13 protein-coding genes and 3 tRNA genes are annotated in these 16,633 nt (G+C 41.7%); 11 read left to right on the top strand and 5 right to left on the bottom strand.

Annotated elements, in window-relative coordinates; all coding sequences use genetic code 11:
* Positions 1-5: 5 nt before the first annotated feature.
* The gene (locus tag ACROAE_RS12160) at positions 6-1,199 is read right to left on the bottom strand and encodes an efflux RND transporter periplasmic adaptor subunit (RefSeq protein ID WP_432402061.1); all 1,194 of its coding nucleotides are present in this window, start codon (positions 1,197-1,199) and stop codon (positions 6-8) included.
* 177 nt (positions 1,200-1,376) lie between these two features.
* Here ACROAE_RS12160 and ACROAE_RS12155 point away from each other — a divergent pair, with 177 nt between their 5' ends.
* Positions 1,377-1,937, top strand: a complete 561-nt coding sequence (locus tag ACROAE_RS12155; protein WP_432402059.1) for a GNAT family N-acetyltransferase — start codon at positions 1,377-1,379, stop codon at positions 1,935-1,937.
* A gap of 130 nt (positions 1,938-2,067) precedes the next feature.
* Here the strand turns inward: ACROAE_RS12155 and trxB are convergent, their stop codons facing one another.
* Together trxB and msrA are read right to left on the bottom strand one after the other, a co-directional pair.
* Positions 2,068-3,021, bottom strand: a complete 954-nt coding sequence (gene trxB, locus ACROAE_RS12150) for a thioredoxin-disulfide reductase (RefSeq protein ID WP_432402057.1) — start codon at positions 3,019-3,021, stop codon at positions 2,068-2,070.
* Between the two features lie 201 nt (positions 3,022-3,222).
* Positions 3,223-3,702 (bottom strand): peptide-methionine (S)-S-oxide reductase MsrA, encoded by a 480-nt coding sequence (gene msrA / locus ACROAE_RS12145; RefSeq protein WP_432402055.1) that lies wholly within the window; start codon positions 3,700-3,702, stop codon positions 3,223-3,225.
* A gap of 221 nt (positions 3,703-3,923) precedes the next feature.
* Here msrA and astE point away from each other — a divergent pair, with 221 nt between their 5' ends.
* From astE to nadA, 5 genes are all read left to right on the top strand, one after another.
* Complete coding sequence (gene astE / locus ACROAE_RS12140) at positions 3,924-4,952, top strand: succinylglutamate desuccinylase (protein WP_432402053.1); 1,029 nt, start codon at positions 3,924-3,926, stop codon at positions 4,950-4,952.
* Between the two features lie 167 nt (positions 4,953-5,119).
* Positions 5,120-6,298: a thiamine pyrophosphate-dependent dehydrogenase E1 component subunit alpha gene (locus ACROAE_RS12135; protein WP_432402051.1), complete on the top strand. Its 1,179-nt coding sequence runs from the start codon at positions 5,120-5,122 to the stop codon at positions 6,296-6,298.
* 2 nt (positions 6,299-6,300) lie between these two features.
* Positions 6,301-7,278: an alpha-ketoacid dehydrogenase subunit beta gene (locus ACROAE_RS12130; RefSeq protein ID WP_432402049.1), complete on the top strand. Its 978-nt coding sequence runs from the start codon at positions 6,301-6,303 to the stop codon at positions 7,276-7,278.
* Positions 7,279-7,287: 9 nt separating this feature from the next.
* Positions 7,288-8,880, top strand: a complete 1,593-nt coding sequence (locus ACROAE_RS12125) for a dihydrolipoyllysine-residue acetyltransferase (RefSeq protein WP_432402047.1) — start codon at positions 7,288-7,290, stop codon at positions 8,878-8,880.
* 124 nt (positions 8,881-9,004) lie between these two features.
* Complete coding sequence (gene nadA / locus ACROAE_RS12120) at positions 9,005-10,072, top strand: quinolinate synthase NadA (protein WP_432402045.1); 1,068 nt, start codon at positions 9,005-9,007, stop codon at positions 10,070-10,072.
* 246 nt (positions 10,073-10,318) lie between these two features.
* Here nadA and gap read toward each other — a convergent pair whose 3' ends face one another.
* Together gap and ACROAE_RS12110 are read right to left on the bottom strand one after the other, a co-directional pair.
* Positions 10,319-11,329 carry a type I glyceraldehyde-3-phosphate dehydrogenase gene (gene gap, locus ACROAE_RS12115; RefSeq protein ID WP_432402043.1) on the bottom strand — a complete coding sequence of 337 codons (1,011 nt, stop codon included), beginning with the start codon at positions 11,327-11,329 and terminating at the stop codon, positions 10,319-10,321.
* A 230-nt stretch (positions 11,330-11,559) separates the two neighbouring features.
* Entirely contained in the window at positions 11,560-12,390 is an 831-nt protein-coding gene (locus ACROAE_RS12110) for a DUF2989 domain-containing protein (protein ID WP_432402041.1), read from the bottom strand.
* A 202-nt stretch (positions 12,391-12,592) separates the two neighbouring features.
* Here ACROAE_RS12110 and ACROAE_RS12105 point away from each other — a divergent pair, with 202 nt between their 5' ends.
* From ACROAE_RS12105 to ACROAE_RS12085, 5 genes are all read left to right on the top strand, one after another.
* A complete protein-coding gene (locus ACROAE_RS12105) occupies positions 12,593-14,029 on the top strand; it encodes a glyceraldehyde-3-phosphate dehydrogenase (RefSeq protein ID WP_432402039.1) in 1,437 nt (478 codons plus the stop codon).
* A gap of 389 nt (positions 14,030-14,418) precedes the next feature.
* Positions 14,419-14,494 (top strand) — tRNA-Gly (locus tag ACROAE_RS12100).
* A gap of 39 nt (positions 14,495-14,533) precedes the next feature.
* Positions 14,534-14,607 (top strand) — tRNA-Cys (locus ACROAE_RS12095).
* A 50-nt stretch (positions 14,608-14,657) separates the two neighbouring features.
* Positions 14,658-14,743 (top strand) — tRNA-Leu (locus tag ACROAE_RS12090).
* A 709-nt stretch (positions 14,744-15,452) separates the two neighbouring features.
* Positions 15,453-16,577 carry a hypothetical protein gene (locus ACROAE_RS12085; protein WP_432402037.1) on the top strand — a complete coding sequence of 375 codons (1,125 nt, stop codon included), beginning with the start codon at positions 15,453-15,455 and terminating at the stop codon, positions 16,575-16,577.
* The last annotated feature ends 56 nt before the right edge of the window (positions 16,578-16,633 follow it).

The raw sequence follows: 16,633 nt of genomic DNA, 5'->3' as shown, positions 1-16,633 counted from the left end.
GATTGTTATTCACCTTCTTCCATCGCAAGTTCAGTGTCATCTTTTTCTGCTACGGGTTCTTTTTGCAGAACGCGGTCTTCTGGCAGCGCCACTTTCATGCCATCGATAGGATAATCAAGTGCTGAGGTAATCAGTTGCATTCCAGATTCTAAACCGTCGGTGATCACCACATTCGCGCCATCCTGGCGGATGACCGTCACGGGTTTATATTTTAACTTTCTATCAGCGTCCATAATCGCGACTGCACCATTAACTACGAGGTGGCGAGGCACTACTGCGACATTACCCACTTGTATGCCTTCAATTTGTGCAGTGACATAGGTGCCATAACGTAATTCATTTTTACCCGTGGTTAAGCCGTATGGGTCATTTATTTCTGCTATTAGGTAGGTCATGCGACTCTTGTTATCGACAACACCTTCGCTGCGGACAATTTTACCCGACCAGACTTGTTTACTGCCGGCAAACTGACCCGACAGATTAACATTGGCATTAACGCCTTTAGCGGCTAAATACTGCATTTCTTTGTCGGCGATAGGTAAACGAATTTCAGCTTTGTCGGTATTTAATACTTTGCCGACAGGGGTGCCTTTACTGACAAATGAACCTAGGCCAATTTCACGTCCGTCGATTAAGGCATCGTATGGTGCACGAATAATAGTTCGTTCTAAATCGCGTTTAGCGCGGTTTAAACTGGCTTCTGCACTTTTTAATTTGGCCAGTTCTTGGGCTAATTGCGGTTTGCGTAAACTTAAGTCTGTTGGCTCTCTGTTAGTGATATCCGCCCATTCGCGGATCGCCACTTCGGCATTGGCACGCTCTTGCACTAACGAAGCTTGCGATGAGGCAATGCTAGCTTGAGCATCGAGTAAACTCGATTGATAATCACTAGGGTCAACTTTTGCTAATATCTCGCCTTTTTTAACAAAGCCGCCTTTAACAAAGTTAGGGTCTAAAAAAATAATTTCGCCGCTGACTTGGGCAACAATTTCAGTCATGTATTTAGCATTGACTACGCCATAAGAGCTGACATCAAAGGTCATGGGCTGGTAGTTAATGACTTCAACAGAGACTAACGGGGTAGTATCTACCTCTGGTTTTTCTTCTGGTGGCTTTTTTAAAGCAGAAAGCCCAACCAGGCCAGCAATGCCTATTCCTAATACGATAATGGGTAAAATAATCTGTTTTTTAGTCGCCACAATGCTTCCCTTTAATTGATTTGTTTTTGCAGTGTTATCCCCAATAGGCTGCAAGTAATCTATTTTCTACCTTATATGTTAATCGAATTGTTTCTTGTTTGTTGTATCAATGTGTAAACTTGTGTTTCAGTCAAAGGCTGAGTTTGATTAAAGTGTCAGTATTAATAGGAACTGCCAATGCAAATAGCCAACACCGCTAGATTACACCTGTCATTAATGACACTTGATGACAACGCATTACTTTTTGAACTAGACCAAGACGAGCGCGTCATGCATTTTTTAAATGGCGGCATTAAATCCACTCAACATCAGATTGATACGGTGATGATCCCAAGATTGGCGCAATATTTAAATCCTCAAAAAGGCTGGGGCTTATGGAAAGTTCAAGCACTGGATTGCGTCGAAAATGATAAACATCAATTGAGTGGTCAATACCTAGGGTGGATTTTAGTCAGGCCAATGCATTTTTTTACTCAATCGCAGCCGCATAACATTGAGCTAGGCTGGCGCTTTAAATATGTCAGTTGGGGAAAAGGTTACGCAACAGAAGCGGCAAACGCGGTTATGCAAGCGGTAAGTACGGTTGATGAGGTCACACATGTGAGCGCGATAGCGGTTGAAGATAATCTAGCGTCTATCGCCATCATGAAAAAATTAGGTATGCAATTTCAGTACAAACGACTTCATCGCGATCCATTAGGCGATACTGAAGCGGTGTTTTATCAGAAAAGAGTGTAGATTTTATGGTTGGATTGAGTGATTAGCTATATTTTGTAGACAAAAAAAGAGCAGAAAATCTGCTCTTTTTTGTCATCGAAATCTCACTCGTTTGTATACCCGTTATTTGGCGAGTGAGTAAGCGAATAAATTATTTTTTCGCGTCTAAGTAACGCTCAGCATCTAGTGCAGCCATACAACCTGTACCTGCAGAGGTGATTGCTTGACGGTAATGTTGATCCATTACGTCGCCACAAGCATAAACACCTTCGATGCTAGTTTGTGTCGCATTACCCTGAAGACCACTGTTAACCTGTAAATAACCGTGGTTCATTTCTAACTGGCCAGCAAAAATACCAGTATTTGGGCTGTGACCAATGGCTACGAATACGCCAGCAACCTCTAAATCGGTAATAGAACCGTCTTTAGTGCTCTTCTTTTTAAGACCCGTTACACCCATGTCGTTACCCGTCACTTCTTCAAGTGTTTGGTCTAGGTGTAAAATGATGTTGCCATTAGCCACTTTGTCCATTAGACGGTTGATCAGAATTTTTTCTGAGCGGAAACTGTCACGACGGTGAATTAAGTGAACTTCAGAGGCAATGTTACTTAAGTAAAGCGCTTCTTCAACAGCAGTATTACCGCCGCCAATCACTGCCACTTTTTGGTTACGATAGAAGAAACCGTCACAGGTTGCACAGGCAGAAACACCGCGGCCCATAAACGCTTCTTCAGATGGCAGACCTAAATATTTAGCTGAGGCACCAGTAGCAATAATCAATGCATCACACGTAAATTCGCCATTGTCGCCTTTTAAACGGAAAGGGCGTTCTGTTAACGTGACTTCATTGATGTGATCGAAAATAATTTCGGTATCAAACTTTTCAGCATGCTTTTGCATACGTTCCATTAATGCAGGACCTGTTAGGTCTTCTGCATCGCCTGGCCAGTTTTCAACTTCAGTAGTCGTGGTTAATTGACCACCTTGCTGCATACCTGTGATCATCACAGGATTTAAATTTGCACGCGCAGCATAAACAGCAGCGGTATAGCCGGCAGGGCCAGAACCTAAAATTAGTAGGTTAACGTGACGAGCTTCACTCATGATTTTGTTCTCCGATAACATGCCTTAAGCAATTTGCATGGGATTGTATGGAATTTATAACGGCGGGTAAAGGGAAGTTAACGGTAGGAAATCGATTGCGCTAATCTATTGTGTAAATATTATTGTTCAAGCTGGGGAATGGTGATCATTAACCAGCTTGAAACGGCAATAAGTCTTGCTAGGCTTGGAACGTTACTGTGATTAATAAACCAAGTGACAGGTTGGTAAATTATTTTTTTCTAAATAATTCTGATGATATTCCTCAGCAATGTGGAATGTTTGTATTGGTACAATTTCAGTCACAATATGACGCTGTCCCCATTTACCACTACGTGCTAATGCCAACTTCGAGCTTTCAGCTTGGGCTTTTTGCTCTTTATCATGGAAAAAAATCGTGCTGCGATATTGCGTACCAATGTCGCCGCCTTGCATGTTGAGCATGGTTGGGTTGTGGTTTTTCCAAAACGTGTCCAATAAGTCGTTGTAACTGACGACTTCTGGATCAAACTCAACTTGAACCACTTCAGCATGACCAGTAGAACCTGTTTTAACTTCTTTATAGGTGTTAGCACTGTCTTTGCCACCCATGTAGCCACAAGTTGCATTGCTTACACCGTCGATTTCACGGAAGAAATACTCAACACCCCAAAAACAACCTGCACCAAATGTTGCTAACGCCATGACATACCCTTAAAACAAATTATAGAAGTCTAGATGGCTGTAATTGTGTTGAATATTTTATGTTTTTGCAAGCAAACTTTGATTAATAAATAAATCTAACATATGCCATCATTAAACTCGCGTTCTCCTATGATAGAATCCGCGCCAATAGGCACAAAAGTTAATCCATTAAGTAACATGTCATTAACGATGCCATATAATAATGATACAAGGAGTTGATCGTGTTATCTGACCTAACCAAACATAACGATTTTTTAGCTTACACCTTAGCCAACCCCACTCAAATACCTGCAGCATATGACTTTATGCTAGGTCAGCACACTCGTGTTGATGTATTAGATACTGGAGTGATTGTATTTACTCCAGCTCATGCCAGCAAAGATATTGTGTTGTCTTGCGCTGTGCACGGCAATGAAACCGCGCCGATTGAAATCTGTAATCAACTCATTAAAGATTTACTGACCCAGCGAATTATCGCAAAACAACGAGTGATGTTTTTAATCGGTAATCCTGCTGCTATTCTCAATAAAACCCGTTTTATTGACGAGAACATGAACCGGTTATTCAGCGGCGCGCATTCAAAAGGTGAGGGCTTAACCCACCCAGAACGTCATCGTGCAAAAGCGTTAGAGCAATATGTGGCAGATTTTTTCAATGCCAATCGTGACAATCAACGCATACATTACGACTTACATACTGCAATCCGTGCTTCAAAGCATGAGAAGTTTGCTATTTACCCATACCGCCCAGGCCGTGCTTTCAGCGGTGAACAAATTATGTTTTTGGCGGCATGTGGCGTTGATACGATGTTGTTCCACCATGAGCCCACAACCACGTTCAGCTATTATTCGTCAGAGCAATTTCAAGCAGATGCTTTTACTGTTGAATTAGGTAAAGTCATGCCATTTGGCCAAAACGATATGAGTCGCTTTGCTCAAACTCATACTATGCTTGAAAAGTTGATTACTGAAACTCAGTTAGCCCCAGTTGAGTTTGACGCTAGCAAGGTCAATTTGTACAAAGTATCTCGCTCGATTAATAAACATTTCGATGACTTTGCGTTTAGCTTTGCCGGTGATGCCAAAAACTTCAGTGCCTTTAATCAGGGGGAAGTGTTGGCCACCGAAGGCGGTATTGAAGTTAAAGTAGAACATCCGCAAGAAGCCATCGTGTTTCCTAATGCGAATGTCCCTATTGGTCAACGAACGGTGCTTTGCTTAGTGCCAGCATTAAATGAAACGATTGTATAGATTAGGCATAGTCGTAAAGCAATATATACATGTTAATCGTGAGTAAAATGCGTTTACAGCGAGAGTAGGTATTGATAGGTAGTTTACGTTAACGTAATGTCTACTCGCATAGTATAAATAGAGCCATGTTTATATTGAACATGGCTCAACAATAACAAGAGCATAATATGAGCAACGCACCACTGACCAATGAAACAGTGCACCGTGTCAGCTTCTTAGACAAAGCGTCATTGCACATCCCCATTTTGCGTATTTTGCAAGCCGACGGCACCACGTATGAAAACGCGGTATTGCCTGTTATCGACAAGACTTTAGCCGAAAAAATCTTTGATACTTGTGTTTTTACACGCGTATTAGACGAGCGTATGTTGGGTGCGCAGCGTCAAGGACGTATTAGTTTTTATATGACCTGTACCGGTGAAGAAGCCTCTATTGTCGGCAGCACAGCAGCACTTGATAAAGACGACGTCATTTTGGCTCAATACCGTGAGCATGCCTCATTGCGTTATCGCGGTTTTAGTACTGAACAATTTATGAACCAAATGTTCAGTAACGAAAAAGATTTAGGTAAAGGGCGTCAAATGCCGATCCATTACGGCAGCCGTGAGCTCAATTACCAAACCATTTCGTCACCGCTTGCAACGCAAATCCCGCAGGCTACAGGTGTGGCTTATGGTATGAAATTACAAGGCAAGCGCAATGTCGCCATTTGTTATTTTGGTGAAGGCGCTGCTTCAGAAGGTGATTTCCACGCAGGCTTAAACATGGCTGCAGTATTGAAAGCACCAGTTATTTTCTTTTGTCGTAACAATGGTTATGCCATTTCGACCCCTACCGAAGAGCAATTTGCCGGTAACGGTATTGCCAGTCGTGGTGTCGGTTACGGTATGCACACTATTCGTGTGGACGGTAATGACATGCTTGCGGTACTTGCAGCCACGCAACAAGCTCGTGCCCACGCACTAGAACATAATGCACCCGTGCTTATTGAGGCGATGACCTACCGTTTAGGCGCGCATTCTTCATCAGATGATCCATCGGGTTATCGTTCAAAAGAAGAAGAAGCCAAATGGCAACAACATGATCCGGTTAAGCGTTTCAAATTGTGGATGATTAACAAAGGCTGGACGACTGAAGCTGACGAAGCCACATTATTTGAACGTTATCGTGAAGAAGTATTAGCCGCTGTTAAAGTCGCTGAGAAACTGCCTGTTCCGAGACTAGACGAAATCATCGAAGATGTGCTTGATAAACCAACACCTGCATTAAAGAAGCAGCTTAAAGAGTTGAAAGAGCACATTGCTAAGTATCCGAAAGCCTATCCAAAAAGCGCAGGGAGACTCTAAACGTGGCTCAAATGAATATGTTACACGCCATCAATGAGGCGTTATCAATTGCCATGACTGCCGACGAGCGCATGGTGATTTTTGGTGAAGATGTAGGCCACTTTGGTGGTGTTTTCCGTGCAACCTCTGGTTTGCAAGAACAGTTTGGTCGCGACCGCTGTTTTAATACTCCGCTCACAGAGCAGGGTATTGCGGGTTTTGCTAACGGCTTAGCGTCATATGGTATGACTGCGGTTGCTGAAATTCAGTTCGCTGATTATATTTTCCCGGCATTCGATCAAATCGTTAATGAATCAGCAAAATTTAGATACCGTAGTGGTAATCAATTTGATGTCGGCGGCTTAACGTTTCGCACGCCTTATGGTGGCGGCATAGCAGGTGGTCATTACCATTCACAATCACCAGAAGCCTATTTTACCCAAACGCCTGGCTTAAAAGTGGTTATTCCGCGTAATCCAGAGCAAGCCAAAGGTTTGCTATTGGCTGCAATTCGCGATCCAAACCCAGTGATTTTCTTTGAGCCTAAACGCTTGTATCGCGCCTCTGTAGGTGAAGTACCTGCCGGTGACTACGTCATCGAGTTAGGCAAAGCACAAGTGGTTAAGCAGGGCAGCGATATTACTGTACTGGCTTGGGGCGCACAGATGGAAATCGTCGAAAAAGCCTGCGAACGTGCAGAAAAAGAAGGTATTTCATGCGAAATTATCGACTTACGCACCTTAGCACCTTGGGATGTTGACACTGTTGCCAAATCCGTGACAAAAACGGGCCGGTTATTGATTAACCACGAAGCGCCATTAACGGGTGGATTTGCGGGTGAAATAGCCGCAACCATTCAACAAGAATGTTTCTTATCGCTTGAATCACCAATCAGCCGTGTGTGTGGCTTAGATACTCCGTATCCGTTAATTCACGAAAAAGAATACATGCCTGATGAATTGAAGACCTTCGAAGCCATCAAGGCTACAGTAGCGTTTTAGGAGTAAGATATGATTAAAGATTTTATTTTACCCGACATCGGCGAAGGTGTAGTGGAATGCGAATTAGTGGATTGGTTAGTCAGCGAAGGTGACATCGTCTCAGAAGACCAACCGATTGCCGATGTGATGACTGATAAAGCGCTAGTGCAAATTCCAGCGCCCCATGCTGGAAAAATTACTAAGCTTTACTACGCCAAAGGCGACATTGCGATTGTACATCAACCGCTCTATGCCGTTGAAATGGACAGTGATGATGCAGAACACGCTCAGGCACCAACGGCAGAAGTTATGCCAGTCGTTGAAGCCGGATCAGCCGTTGCTGCTGTTAGCCATTCAAACGTAGAAGACTTTTTATTACCCGACATTGGTGAAGGCATTGTTGAGTGTGAACTGGTTGATTGGCTTGTTGAAGAAGGCGATATCGTGGTCGAAGACCAACCGATTGCCGATGTCATGACCGATAAAGCGTTAGTGCAAATACCCGCGATGAAAGCCGGGAAAATTGTTAAATTGCATTACCGTAAAGGCCAGTTAGCCAAAGTGCATTCGCCTTTATTCGCTATCGAAGTGGAAGCTGAAGAAGCGCCTATGACCTCAGCGCCACAACAGGTGGCTCAACAGGCCACAAGTCAAAGTGCTGCCGTTACTGGGGAACCCGTTGCGCAAGGTAAAGCACTAGCCAGTCCTGCGGTGCGCCGTATGGCTCGTTCACTTGATATCAATATTGCACTTGTTGCCGGAAGTGGTAAAAACGGCCGCGTTTATAAAGAAGATATTGAACGCCATCAACAAGGTGGTGTTGTTAAGTCTACTGCTCTCTCGTCTTCAGCTACTTCTGTTACTCATGCATCAACTAATGCTAGTACCACAGATGTCGCGATCATGAGTCAACCTGGCGCGGATCGTGTTGAACCGATCAAAGGCGTTAAAGCAGTGATGGCGAAGATGATGGTTGAGTCAGTATCGACAATTCCACATTTCACTTATTGCGAAGAGTTTGATTTAACAGAGTTAGTTGCCCTACGCGAAAGCATGAAACAACGTTACTCAACCGATGAAGTTAAACTCACCATGATGCCGTTCTTTATGAAGGCCATGTCACTTGCCATGATTGAGTTTCCGATACTCAACAGCCAAATCAATGCAGATTGCACTGAGCTGACCTACAAATCACGTCATAACATTGGTATGGCCGTTGATTCAAAAGTAGGCTTATTAGTCCCCAATATTAAAGATGTGCAAAGCAAATCGATTTTAGATATTGCTGCCGACATTACTCGCTTAACCACCGCCGCGCGCAGTGGTCGAGTATCGCCTGCAGATTTAAAAGACGGTACGATTTCAATCTCTAATATAGGAGCATTAGGTGGTACGGTAGCTACGCCAATTATTAACAAACCTGAAGTGGCCATTGTCGCATTAGGTAAGTTACAGGTATTGCCACGCTTTAATGCTAAAGGTGAAGTTGAAGCGCGTAAGATTATGCAAGTGAGCTGGTCTGGCGACCACCGTGTTATTGACGGTGGCACTATTGCTCGTTTCTGTAATCTGTGGAAACACTACCTAGAGCAGCCTCAAGAAATGCTCTTAGCAATGCGTTAATCCTGCAGTCGCTATGCGATAGTCTAAAAAAGACTAACTTAACCAAAAGGACGCTAAAGCGTCCTTTTGTTTTTAAGCTCTTTTTCGTATAATACTCGAATATTGTCACTAGATTGGAACCTGTATGAGTCTGTCGGCACCTAAAATTGAAACTATTGAATATCCGTTTCCGCCAAAACCTGCCGTGTTGTCTGACGTTGAGAAAGCACAATATAAAGTACGAATTAAGCAATTATTAATTGATCAAAATGCGGTGTTGGTTGCCCATTATTATACCGATCCTGAAATTCAAGCTTTAGCAGAAGAGACGGGCGGCTGTGTCTCTGACTCGCTAGAAATGGCGCGTTTTGGCCGTGACCATCCAGCAAAAAAATTGATTGTTGCTGGCGTTAAGTTTATGGGCGAAACAGCCAAAATCTTAAGTCCAGAAAAAACCATTTTAATGCCAACACTTGAAGCAACCTGTTCGTTAGATTTGGGTTGTCCTATCGAAGAATTCAATGCATTTTGTGATGCTCACCCCGATCATACCGTCGTGGTTTACGCCAACACATCTGCGGCAGTGAAAGCCCGTGCAGATTGGGTGGTGACCTCAAGTATTGCGTTAGAGATTGTTGAGCATCTTGATAGCCAGGATAAAAAAATCATTTGGGCACCAGACCGTCATTTAGGCTCATACATTAACAAGCAAACTGGCGCAGACATGTTGTTGTGGCAGGGCGAATGTATTGTACATGACGAGTTTCAAGCCAAAGCATTACGAGAGCTAAAAAAACAACACCCAACAGCAGCTATTTTGGTTCACCCAGAATCACCTGCCAGCGTGGTTGAGCTTGCCGATGCTGTAGGCTCTACCAGCCAGTTGATTAAAGCTGCGCAAACCATGGCTAATGATACGTTTATTGTGGCCACTGACCGCGGTATTTTTTATAAGATGCAACAAGCGGCGCCAGGTAAAACCTTACTCGAAGCGCCAACCGGCGGTAACGGCGCAACGTGTAAAAGCTGCGCCCACTGCCCATGGATGGCGATGAACGGTTTACAGGCCATTGAACAGTCATTGATCAATAGCGATAAAACCAATCACGAAATCTTTGTCGATGACGAACTGCGCATTAAAGCGCTTATTCCTCTAACACGCATGTTGGATTTTGCTAAATCGTTAAACATGAAAGTGAAGGGCAATGCGTAAACCATATTAAGCTTAAGTGTTAAATAAAAAGCCGACATCAAGTCGGCTTTTTTGTACCTCGTTGCTTCGTTATATAGGCAACTCGGTTGCTTTATGATCACTGCGAGTGCAACATCGATAAAGAGATGATCAAAACGACACCTAACGAATACAACAAGATACAGTCACATTCTCACAGGCAATAAAAAGCCCCGCATAAATGCGAGGCTCTTAATCTAAAACTAACAATTTAATCTACAAGGTAGATTACTTCGCGTTCATTAGTGCAACAGCGTTGTCTAACATGCGGTTACTGAAACCCCATTCGTTATCATACCAAGACATCACTTTCACTAAACGACCATTAACACGAGTTTGTGTTGCGTCGAAATTTGAAGAGAAAGGATTATGGTTAAAGTCGATAGACACTAATGGCTCAACATTAATCGCAAGTACTTCAGACATTGGAGCCTGCTGTGAAGCACGAGTAATGATGGCATTCACTTCTTCAACAGTCGTGTCGCGAGACGCTAAGAATGTTAAGTCAACTAGAGACACGTTAATGGTTGGTACACGTACCGCTAAACCATCAAATTTGCCTTGAAGCTCAGGAACCACTAAACCTACTGCAGCAGCTGCACCAGTTTGAGTTGGGATCATTGACATTGCCGCAGCGCGAGCACGACGTAAATCAGTGTGATACACATCAGATAAACGTTGGTCATTCGTGTAAGAGTGGATGGTGGTCATTAAACCAGACTCAATCCCCAACTCATCATTTAACGGTTTAGCAATAGGCGCTAAACAGTTAGTAGTACAAGAAGCATTTGAAACCACTGTCATATCAGCCGTTAATACTTCGTTGTTTACGCCGTAAACAACAGTGGCATCAACATTCTTACCTGGAGCAGAAATAAGCACTTTCTTCGCGCCAGCGATAAGGTGTGGCTGTACAGATTCTTTAGACGTGAAAATACCGGTACATTCGAAAACGATATCAATTTTAAGCTCAGCCCAAGGTAACTTTGATGGGTCACGTTCTTGGAAGGTTAAAATTTTATCGCCATTAACGTAGATAGCTTCATCGTCATGATCAACTTTAGCGTTGAAACGACCATGTACGGTATCGTACTTAGTTAAATGAGCATTAATTGACGCATCGCCTAAATCGTTTAACGCAACGATTTCGATTGGATAGTCTTTTTCGCTTTCGTACAGTGCACGTAGAACATTTCTTCCGATACGGCCATAGCCGTTAATTGCTACACGGATAGTCATCTCATATCCCTCAAGTTAAAATAATTTGGTGGCATGTAAATCGCCTGGTTGTAAAATTACCAAATTGGCCATAATAATCAAGCTAAATCACCCGAATAAGGCGAATTAAGGCAATAATTTTGTATTTTTTTTACATTAAGCACGTTTTGAAGATAATTTAAGCACGGTTTTGTAAGTTGGCTTATTATCCATACATACGGTTAAAGAGCACTTTTAAGTACAAACAGACTCTATTTCAATAACCTTTCACTGACGCTATTTGCAAATTGTTCATTTAATACAGCAGCAACTAAATCTTTGGCTTGGTTGTCTAAAGTTTGAGCCAATGGTTTATCGCCTTTAATGATAGCCAATAATTGAGTCTCATCTGCCTGGCTTTGACTAATGAGTAAATATGCCCGAGTCAATAAGTATTCTTTATCATGATCTTGTTGCTGTTTATAAATGGACGCCAGGGCTAAAAACCAATCTGGATTGATTAATGAAGCATCGGTCGTACCTAATAATTGAAGATAAAGAGCTTTGGCATCATTTGGTGCGAAGCGAACATAATGAGAAGCCAATTGGCCAATGATTTCAGGATCGTCAAGTTGCCCTTGTTGATAAGCTTGCTCAACAATCTCAAGACCCGCTTGCTCATTAAAACGTATCCAACGGTAATACGCTAAATAGAGGTCATTGTTGTGTTGAGTCGATTCTTGCAATTCTGCTAGCGTTTGGGTGCTCACTGCAAACGCACGTTCTCGGTCGCGTGTTCTGTCTGTATTGAGTTTATGCTGAACACCAGCGGCGAGTTCGATGCACTTGCTGTATGTTTCTAGGTAAATAAGTTGCTGATACAGCTCTTTGCCTGTAGGCGAGGAATGTTGTTTTAGTAAGTAGCGATGACGAATGAGGTCAGCTTTTTCGAAGCGACACCAACTATCTTTATGTAAATCGCTACAAAGTTCAGGATTATTTTTACATATTAGGTTGCTATTACGGTCATTATCGCAGCCAAAAAGGCCAAAAAATGCACCAATAATGGTAAATGATGTAATTAATACAAAATTTTGACTCAAATTGAGCTCCAAGAGGTAAATTGTCTAATAAAATTACATATTTACCGAAAATTTGTTACTGGCGAAATGAGCTGTATTTCATTACAATGTCGCCGACCAAGAGGGCAGAGCCCCATACAATAAACTTAATTATTGGTCTTTTCTTTTTGTTACTCAAACCTTTCTGTTAAAAAACTGGAAAAGTGAGATAAAGGATCCCTACATGAGCGCAGATAAACATCTACAAAGCTGGCAAGAACGTTTCGAAATGGCTGAAGCAATGCAACCATTGCTCGGTAAGTTGTATCGTAACCAAGGCGTTGAAGTGATGGTTTATGGCAAACCATTGTTAAACGCATCAACCATCGAAATCATTAAGTCACACCGTTTAGTTCGTCGTCATGTTGGTGAAAAGTTACGCCTTCGCGAAAGTTTCCCATTTGTTGAAGCACTAAGCAAATTGGCTGTGAAGCATTGTCGAGTTGATATCGGTAAATTAGCGATAAACTACTGGCGTGACAACAAGGATGCAAGCGGTATTGAAGCCTACATGGCAAAAGAATTAGCGCCTGCCATTAACCATGGTGATGATACACCTGCACGTGATGTAGTACTTTATGGTTTTGGTCGTATTGGACGTTTACTTGCTCGTTTATTGATTGAGCGCACGGGTAAAAGCAACAAAATGCGTTTACGTGCCATTGTATTACGTGGTGGTAAAAAAGGTGACCTTGAGAAACGTGCAAGCTTGTTACGTCGTGATTCAGTGCACGGACCTTTTAATGGGTCAGTTGAAGTTGATGAAGAAAACAATGCCATCATCGCGAACGGTACCTATATTCAAATCATTTATGCTAATTCACCTGATCAAGTTGATTACACTAAATACGACATTAGCAATGCGTTAATCGTTGATAATACCGGTATTTGGAAAGATGAAGATGGATTAGGTTTACACTTAAAAAGTCCTGGTGCAACTAAAGTATTGTTAACAGCACCTGCTAAAGGCGCAATCAAGAACGTGGTTTACGGCGTTAATGAAAACGATATTTTAGACGAAGACATGATTGTATCGGCGGCAAGTTGTACCACTAATGCGATTACACCGGTATTAAAAGCGGTTAACGATAAATACGGTATCGAAAATGGTCATGTTGAGACTATTCATTCATATACCAATGATCAAAACTTAATTGATAATTACCACAGTGCCGATCGCCGCGGCCGTAGTGCACCGTTAAACATGGTTATTACTGAAACGGGAGCGGCTAAAGCCGTTGCTAAAGCACTGCCAGTATTAGCAGGTAAGTTAACCGGTAATGCGATTCGCGTACCAACGCCAAATGTGTCAATGGCCATCATCAGCGTTAACTTAAACGCTGAAACGAATCGTGACGAGTTAAACGAATACTTAAAAGACGTGGCACTTCAGTCTGGTTTACAAAATCAAATTGACTATACAGATTCTACCGAAATTGTATCGAGTGACTTAGTGGGTTCACGTTATGCTGGTGTTGTTGATTCACAAGCAACGATTGCAGAAGGTAAGCGTGCCATTTTATATGTATGGTACGACAACGAGTTTGGTTATAGCTGCCAGGTTGTTGGTGTTATGCAAAAAATGCTGGGATTAACGACATTATCACTGCCTAACGTATAACTTATAATAAGTCGTTTATACACTGTTGATAGCGTTTAGAATGAAAGCACCTCATCGAGGTGCTTTTTTATTTTGTTTGATATAAAAGTGTGATGAGCTCAAGAAAACCCTTAAGAGATTATCTTAAATGTGATTGTTTGGTTAAAAATTGTCTCAAATTAGCAAATAATCACCACAATGATGATTTATGCATCAAACAGTCATTTTGTTGCAATAATCCTGACTTTATTGATTGACTATCCAGATCAAATCGGTAGAATGCCATTCCGCAGTCAGGGGAAACGTCCTTAGATTGTAATGATAAAAAATGTGACATTAGCTCAGTTGGATAGGTTGGAAGACGATACCTTTCTTGCAGATTTAATAAAGCGTTTATAAAGATTGAAAATGCGACATTAGCTCAGTTGGTAGAGCGATACCTTGCCAAGGTATAGGTCATCGGTTCGAACCCGATATGTCGCTCCAATTTCTTATCTTATCCGATGGATTCGAAGTTGGTAGCATGGCGCGATGGCAGAATGGCTATGCTGCGGATTGCAAATCCGCCGATCTCGGTTCGACTCCGGGTCGCGCCTCCACAAAATTGCGTTTAATGGTTACTGTAACGTAACGGTTAAAACAACACTTTGCCCGAGTGGTGGAATCGGTAGACACAAGGGATTTAAAATCCCTCGCTGAATAAGCGTGCCGGTTCAAGTCCGGCCTCGGGTACCATTATAATCTCTAGTAATAGAGAGTGGTGTAAAAAAGCCTCAACATTAGTTGGGGCTTTTTTACGTCTGCAATTTAGATTTTATTGTTAAGGATTAAAGGCAAAAGCAAAATCCCTCGCGCTCTGGTTGAAAATCAGGCGTGCCATTCTTTCGATAAAGAGCAGTCCGGCCTCGGGTACCATCCTTTACATACGTTAAGTATGGTGTGAAAAAGCCTCGACATTAGTCGGGGCTTTTTTACGTCTGTAATTTGATTGTTAAGGATTAAAGTCAAAAGCAAAATCTCTCGCGCTCGGGTTGAATATCAGGCGTTTCATTTTACTCATGGCCTGCGGCCACTAACGTCGTGGTGCTTCGCCAACACCAGACCAAGAGGAAACCAACGGCTGCTCCCTCTTTATTTTCTATAAAAGAATTGGCCCAGCCGACATATCAAAATTATCATTCTTTACTAAGCAATAGCAGCGATAATTTCGCGACGTGGTTAAATCCAGCTTTTGACCTCGTTTGTGCCCCAAAATGAGTTATGCATAATAGATATATTTAGTAATTTTACTAATCCTAAGTGCCGCGTAGAAGTTACTTTCGCACGATGAAACTAATGGATGACTTTCTATCACCTAAAATAAAATGAACGACAGCTCATCTTGAAAGTAGTATCTTAATCGTTGATAAAAATGGATTTAGTCGAACAGATTGAGAGATGAGATATGCCAATAACTGCCTATTCAAACACTTATAAACGAGAATTAGATGCAATTCAATTGGAGTCACTTTTCAATGTAAGTCCTCACTCTCTAGATGTTTCGTTTCAAAACTTCGTGAAAAATGACATAGAGTGCCCTTCATGCAATGTTACTGGTGGTTATATAGTTAGTGAGGGCATTTGTACAAAGACAGGTAGAACGGTATCTCAAGCTCACTTTGCATTTAGAAACTCTCAAGGAATAGATGCACACTTACCATTTTGTGACTTCTATGATGGTGAGGACAAACAAAAATTGGTATCAAATGAAGGTAAAGTTGACTTAAGAAGCTCTCAGTCAGCTATAACAAGACAAATTGGAGTCATAGTTAGTATTGGGATAGAAAATAATATTTTCAACCAAGGTGACATGAGGGATATGAGGCAATGGTTTCTTGATTTGAGGAAAAGTGGCCAAGATCTTTTTGATATCTCTCCACACATTGTCAATCTAGCCAGAAGCTCATATGTTAAATCTAAAAGAAATTTTGAAAAATTTGTCCCAGACTTTACTGAAGCTTCAAAAGAAGGATTTGATATCGATAAGGAAGTTTATGAGTCTCTAAGCCATCAATATCCTCATTACAAATTGATTGAGTATTATAAAGAGAATCCATTCTATTTAGAAATAAGCCATAAAGCTGTAGTTAAAAAGGCTATTAATATAATAAGAAATGACTCAAGTGCCTTAAGTTTTGACCGAGGCGTGCTCCTAGATAAGTATCAATTGACTCGGAAACTGGCCAATAAAATTGTTAGAAATGATGGTTTTCTATCACAAAAGCTATCTCCTAGTGCAATTTTTAAATCTAATCCGTTAATGGCCCTTTCAGCTTTACTACTTTTTGTATCGAATTGGGATATTGATGAAGCATGGGGGAAGGTTGAAATAATTTATAATATTCGGACCATTAAAGATGAGGATGCTGGAAATTTTATTGGTCTTAATCCATTTGCAAATTATAGCGCTTGGGTGATCATTAAGAAATTGATGTTTATAAAAGACACCCTTGAAGATAATCTAGACTATGACTATTTATTTAATGAAGAGAAGTCTCGATTAATGAAGTTATACGGTCTTAAAGGTTGAACACTGCAACAGTAGTTTAATAATAGCCTAAGCGGCTTATGAAGTTAAGCCTTTAC

It is taken from the genome of Shewanella sp. MF05960 (genome assembly GCF_050849305.1).
Taxonomy (GTDB): Bacteria; Pseudomonadota; Gammaproteobacteria; order Enterobacterales; family Shewanellaceae; genus Shewanella.
Note: the sequence above shows the minus strand (reverse complement) of the source record. Positions and strands in the feature narration are given on the sequence as shown.

Excerpts from the sequence above, each read along its gene's own strand:
- ACROAE_RS12155 (WP_432402059.1), top strand. The coding sequence starts at position 1,377 with ATGCAAATAGCCAACACCGCTAGATTACACCTGTCATTAATGACACTT.
- gap (WP_432402043.1), bottom strand. The coding sequence starts at position 11,329 with ATGACTATCCGTGTAGCAATTAACGGCTATGGCCGTATCGGAAGAAAT.
- msrA (WP_432402055.1), bottom strand. The coding sequence starts at position 3,702 with ATGGCGTTAGCAACATTTGGTGCAGGTTGTTTTTGGGGTGTTGAGTAT.
- ACROAE_RS12125 (WP_432402047.1), top strand. The coding sequence starts at position 7,288 with ATGATTAAAGATTTTATTTTACCCGACATCGGCGAAGGTGTAGTGGAA.
- ACROAE_RS12085 (WP_432402037.1), top strand. The coding sequence starts at position 15,453 with ATGCCAATAACTGCCTATTCAAACACTTATAAACGAGAATTAGATGCA.
- ACROAE_RS12135 (WP_432402051.1), top strand. The coding sequence starts at position 5,120 with ATGAGCAACGCACCACTGACCAATGAAACAGTGCACCGTGTCAGCTTC.
- trxB (WP_432402057.1), bottom strand. The coding sequence starts at position 3,021 with ATGAGTGAAGCTCGTCACGTTAACCTACTAATTTTAGGTTCTGGCCCT.
- ACROAE_RS12105 (WP_432402039.1), top strand. The coding sequence starts at position 12,593 with ATGAGCGCAGATAAACATCTACAAAGCTGGCAAGAACGTTTCGAAATG.
- nadA (WP_432402045.1), top strand. The coding sequence starts at position 9,005 with ATGAGTCTGTCGGCACCTAAAATTGAAACTATTGAATATCCGTTTCCG.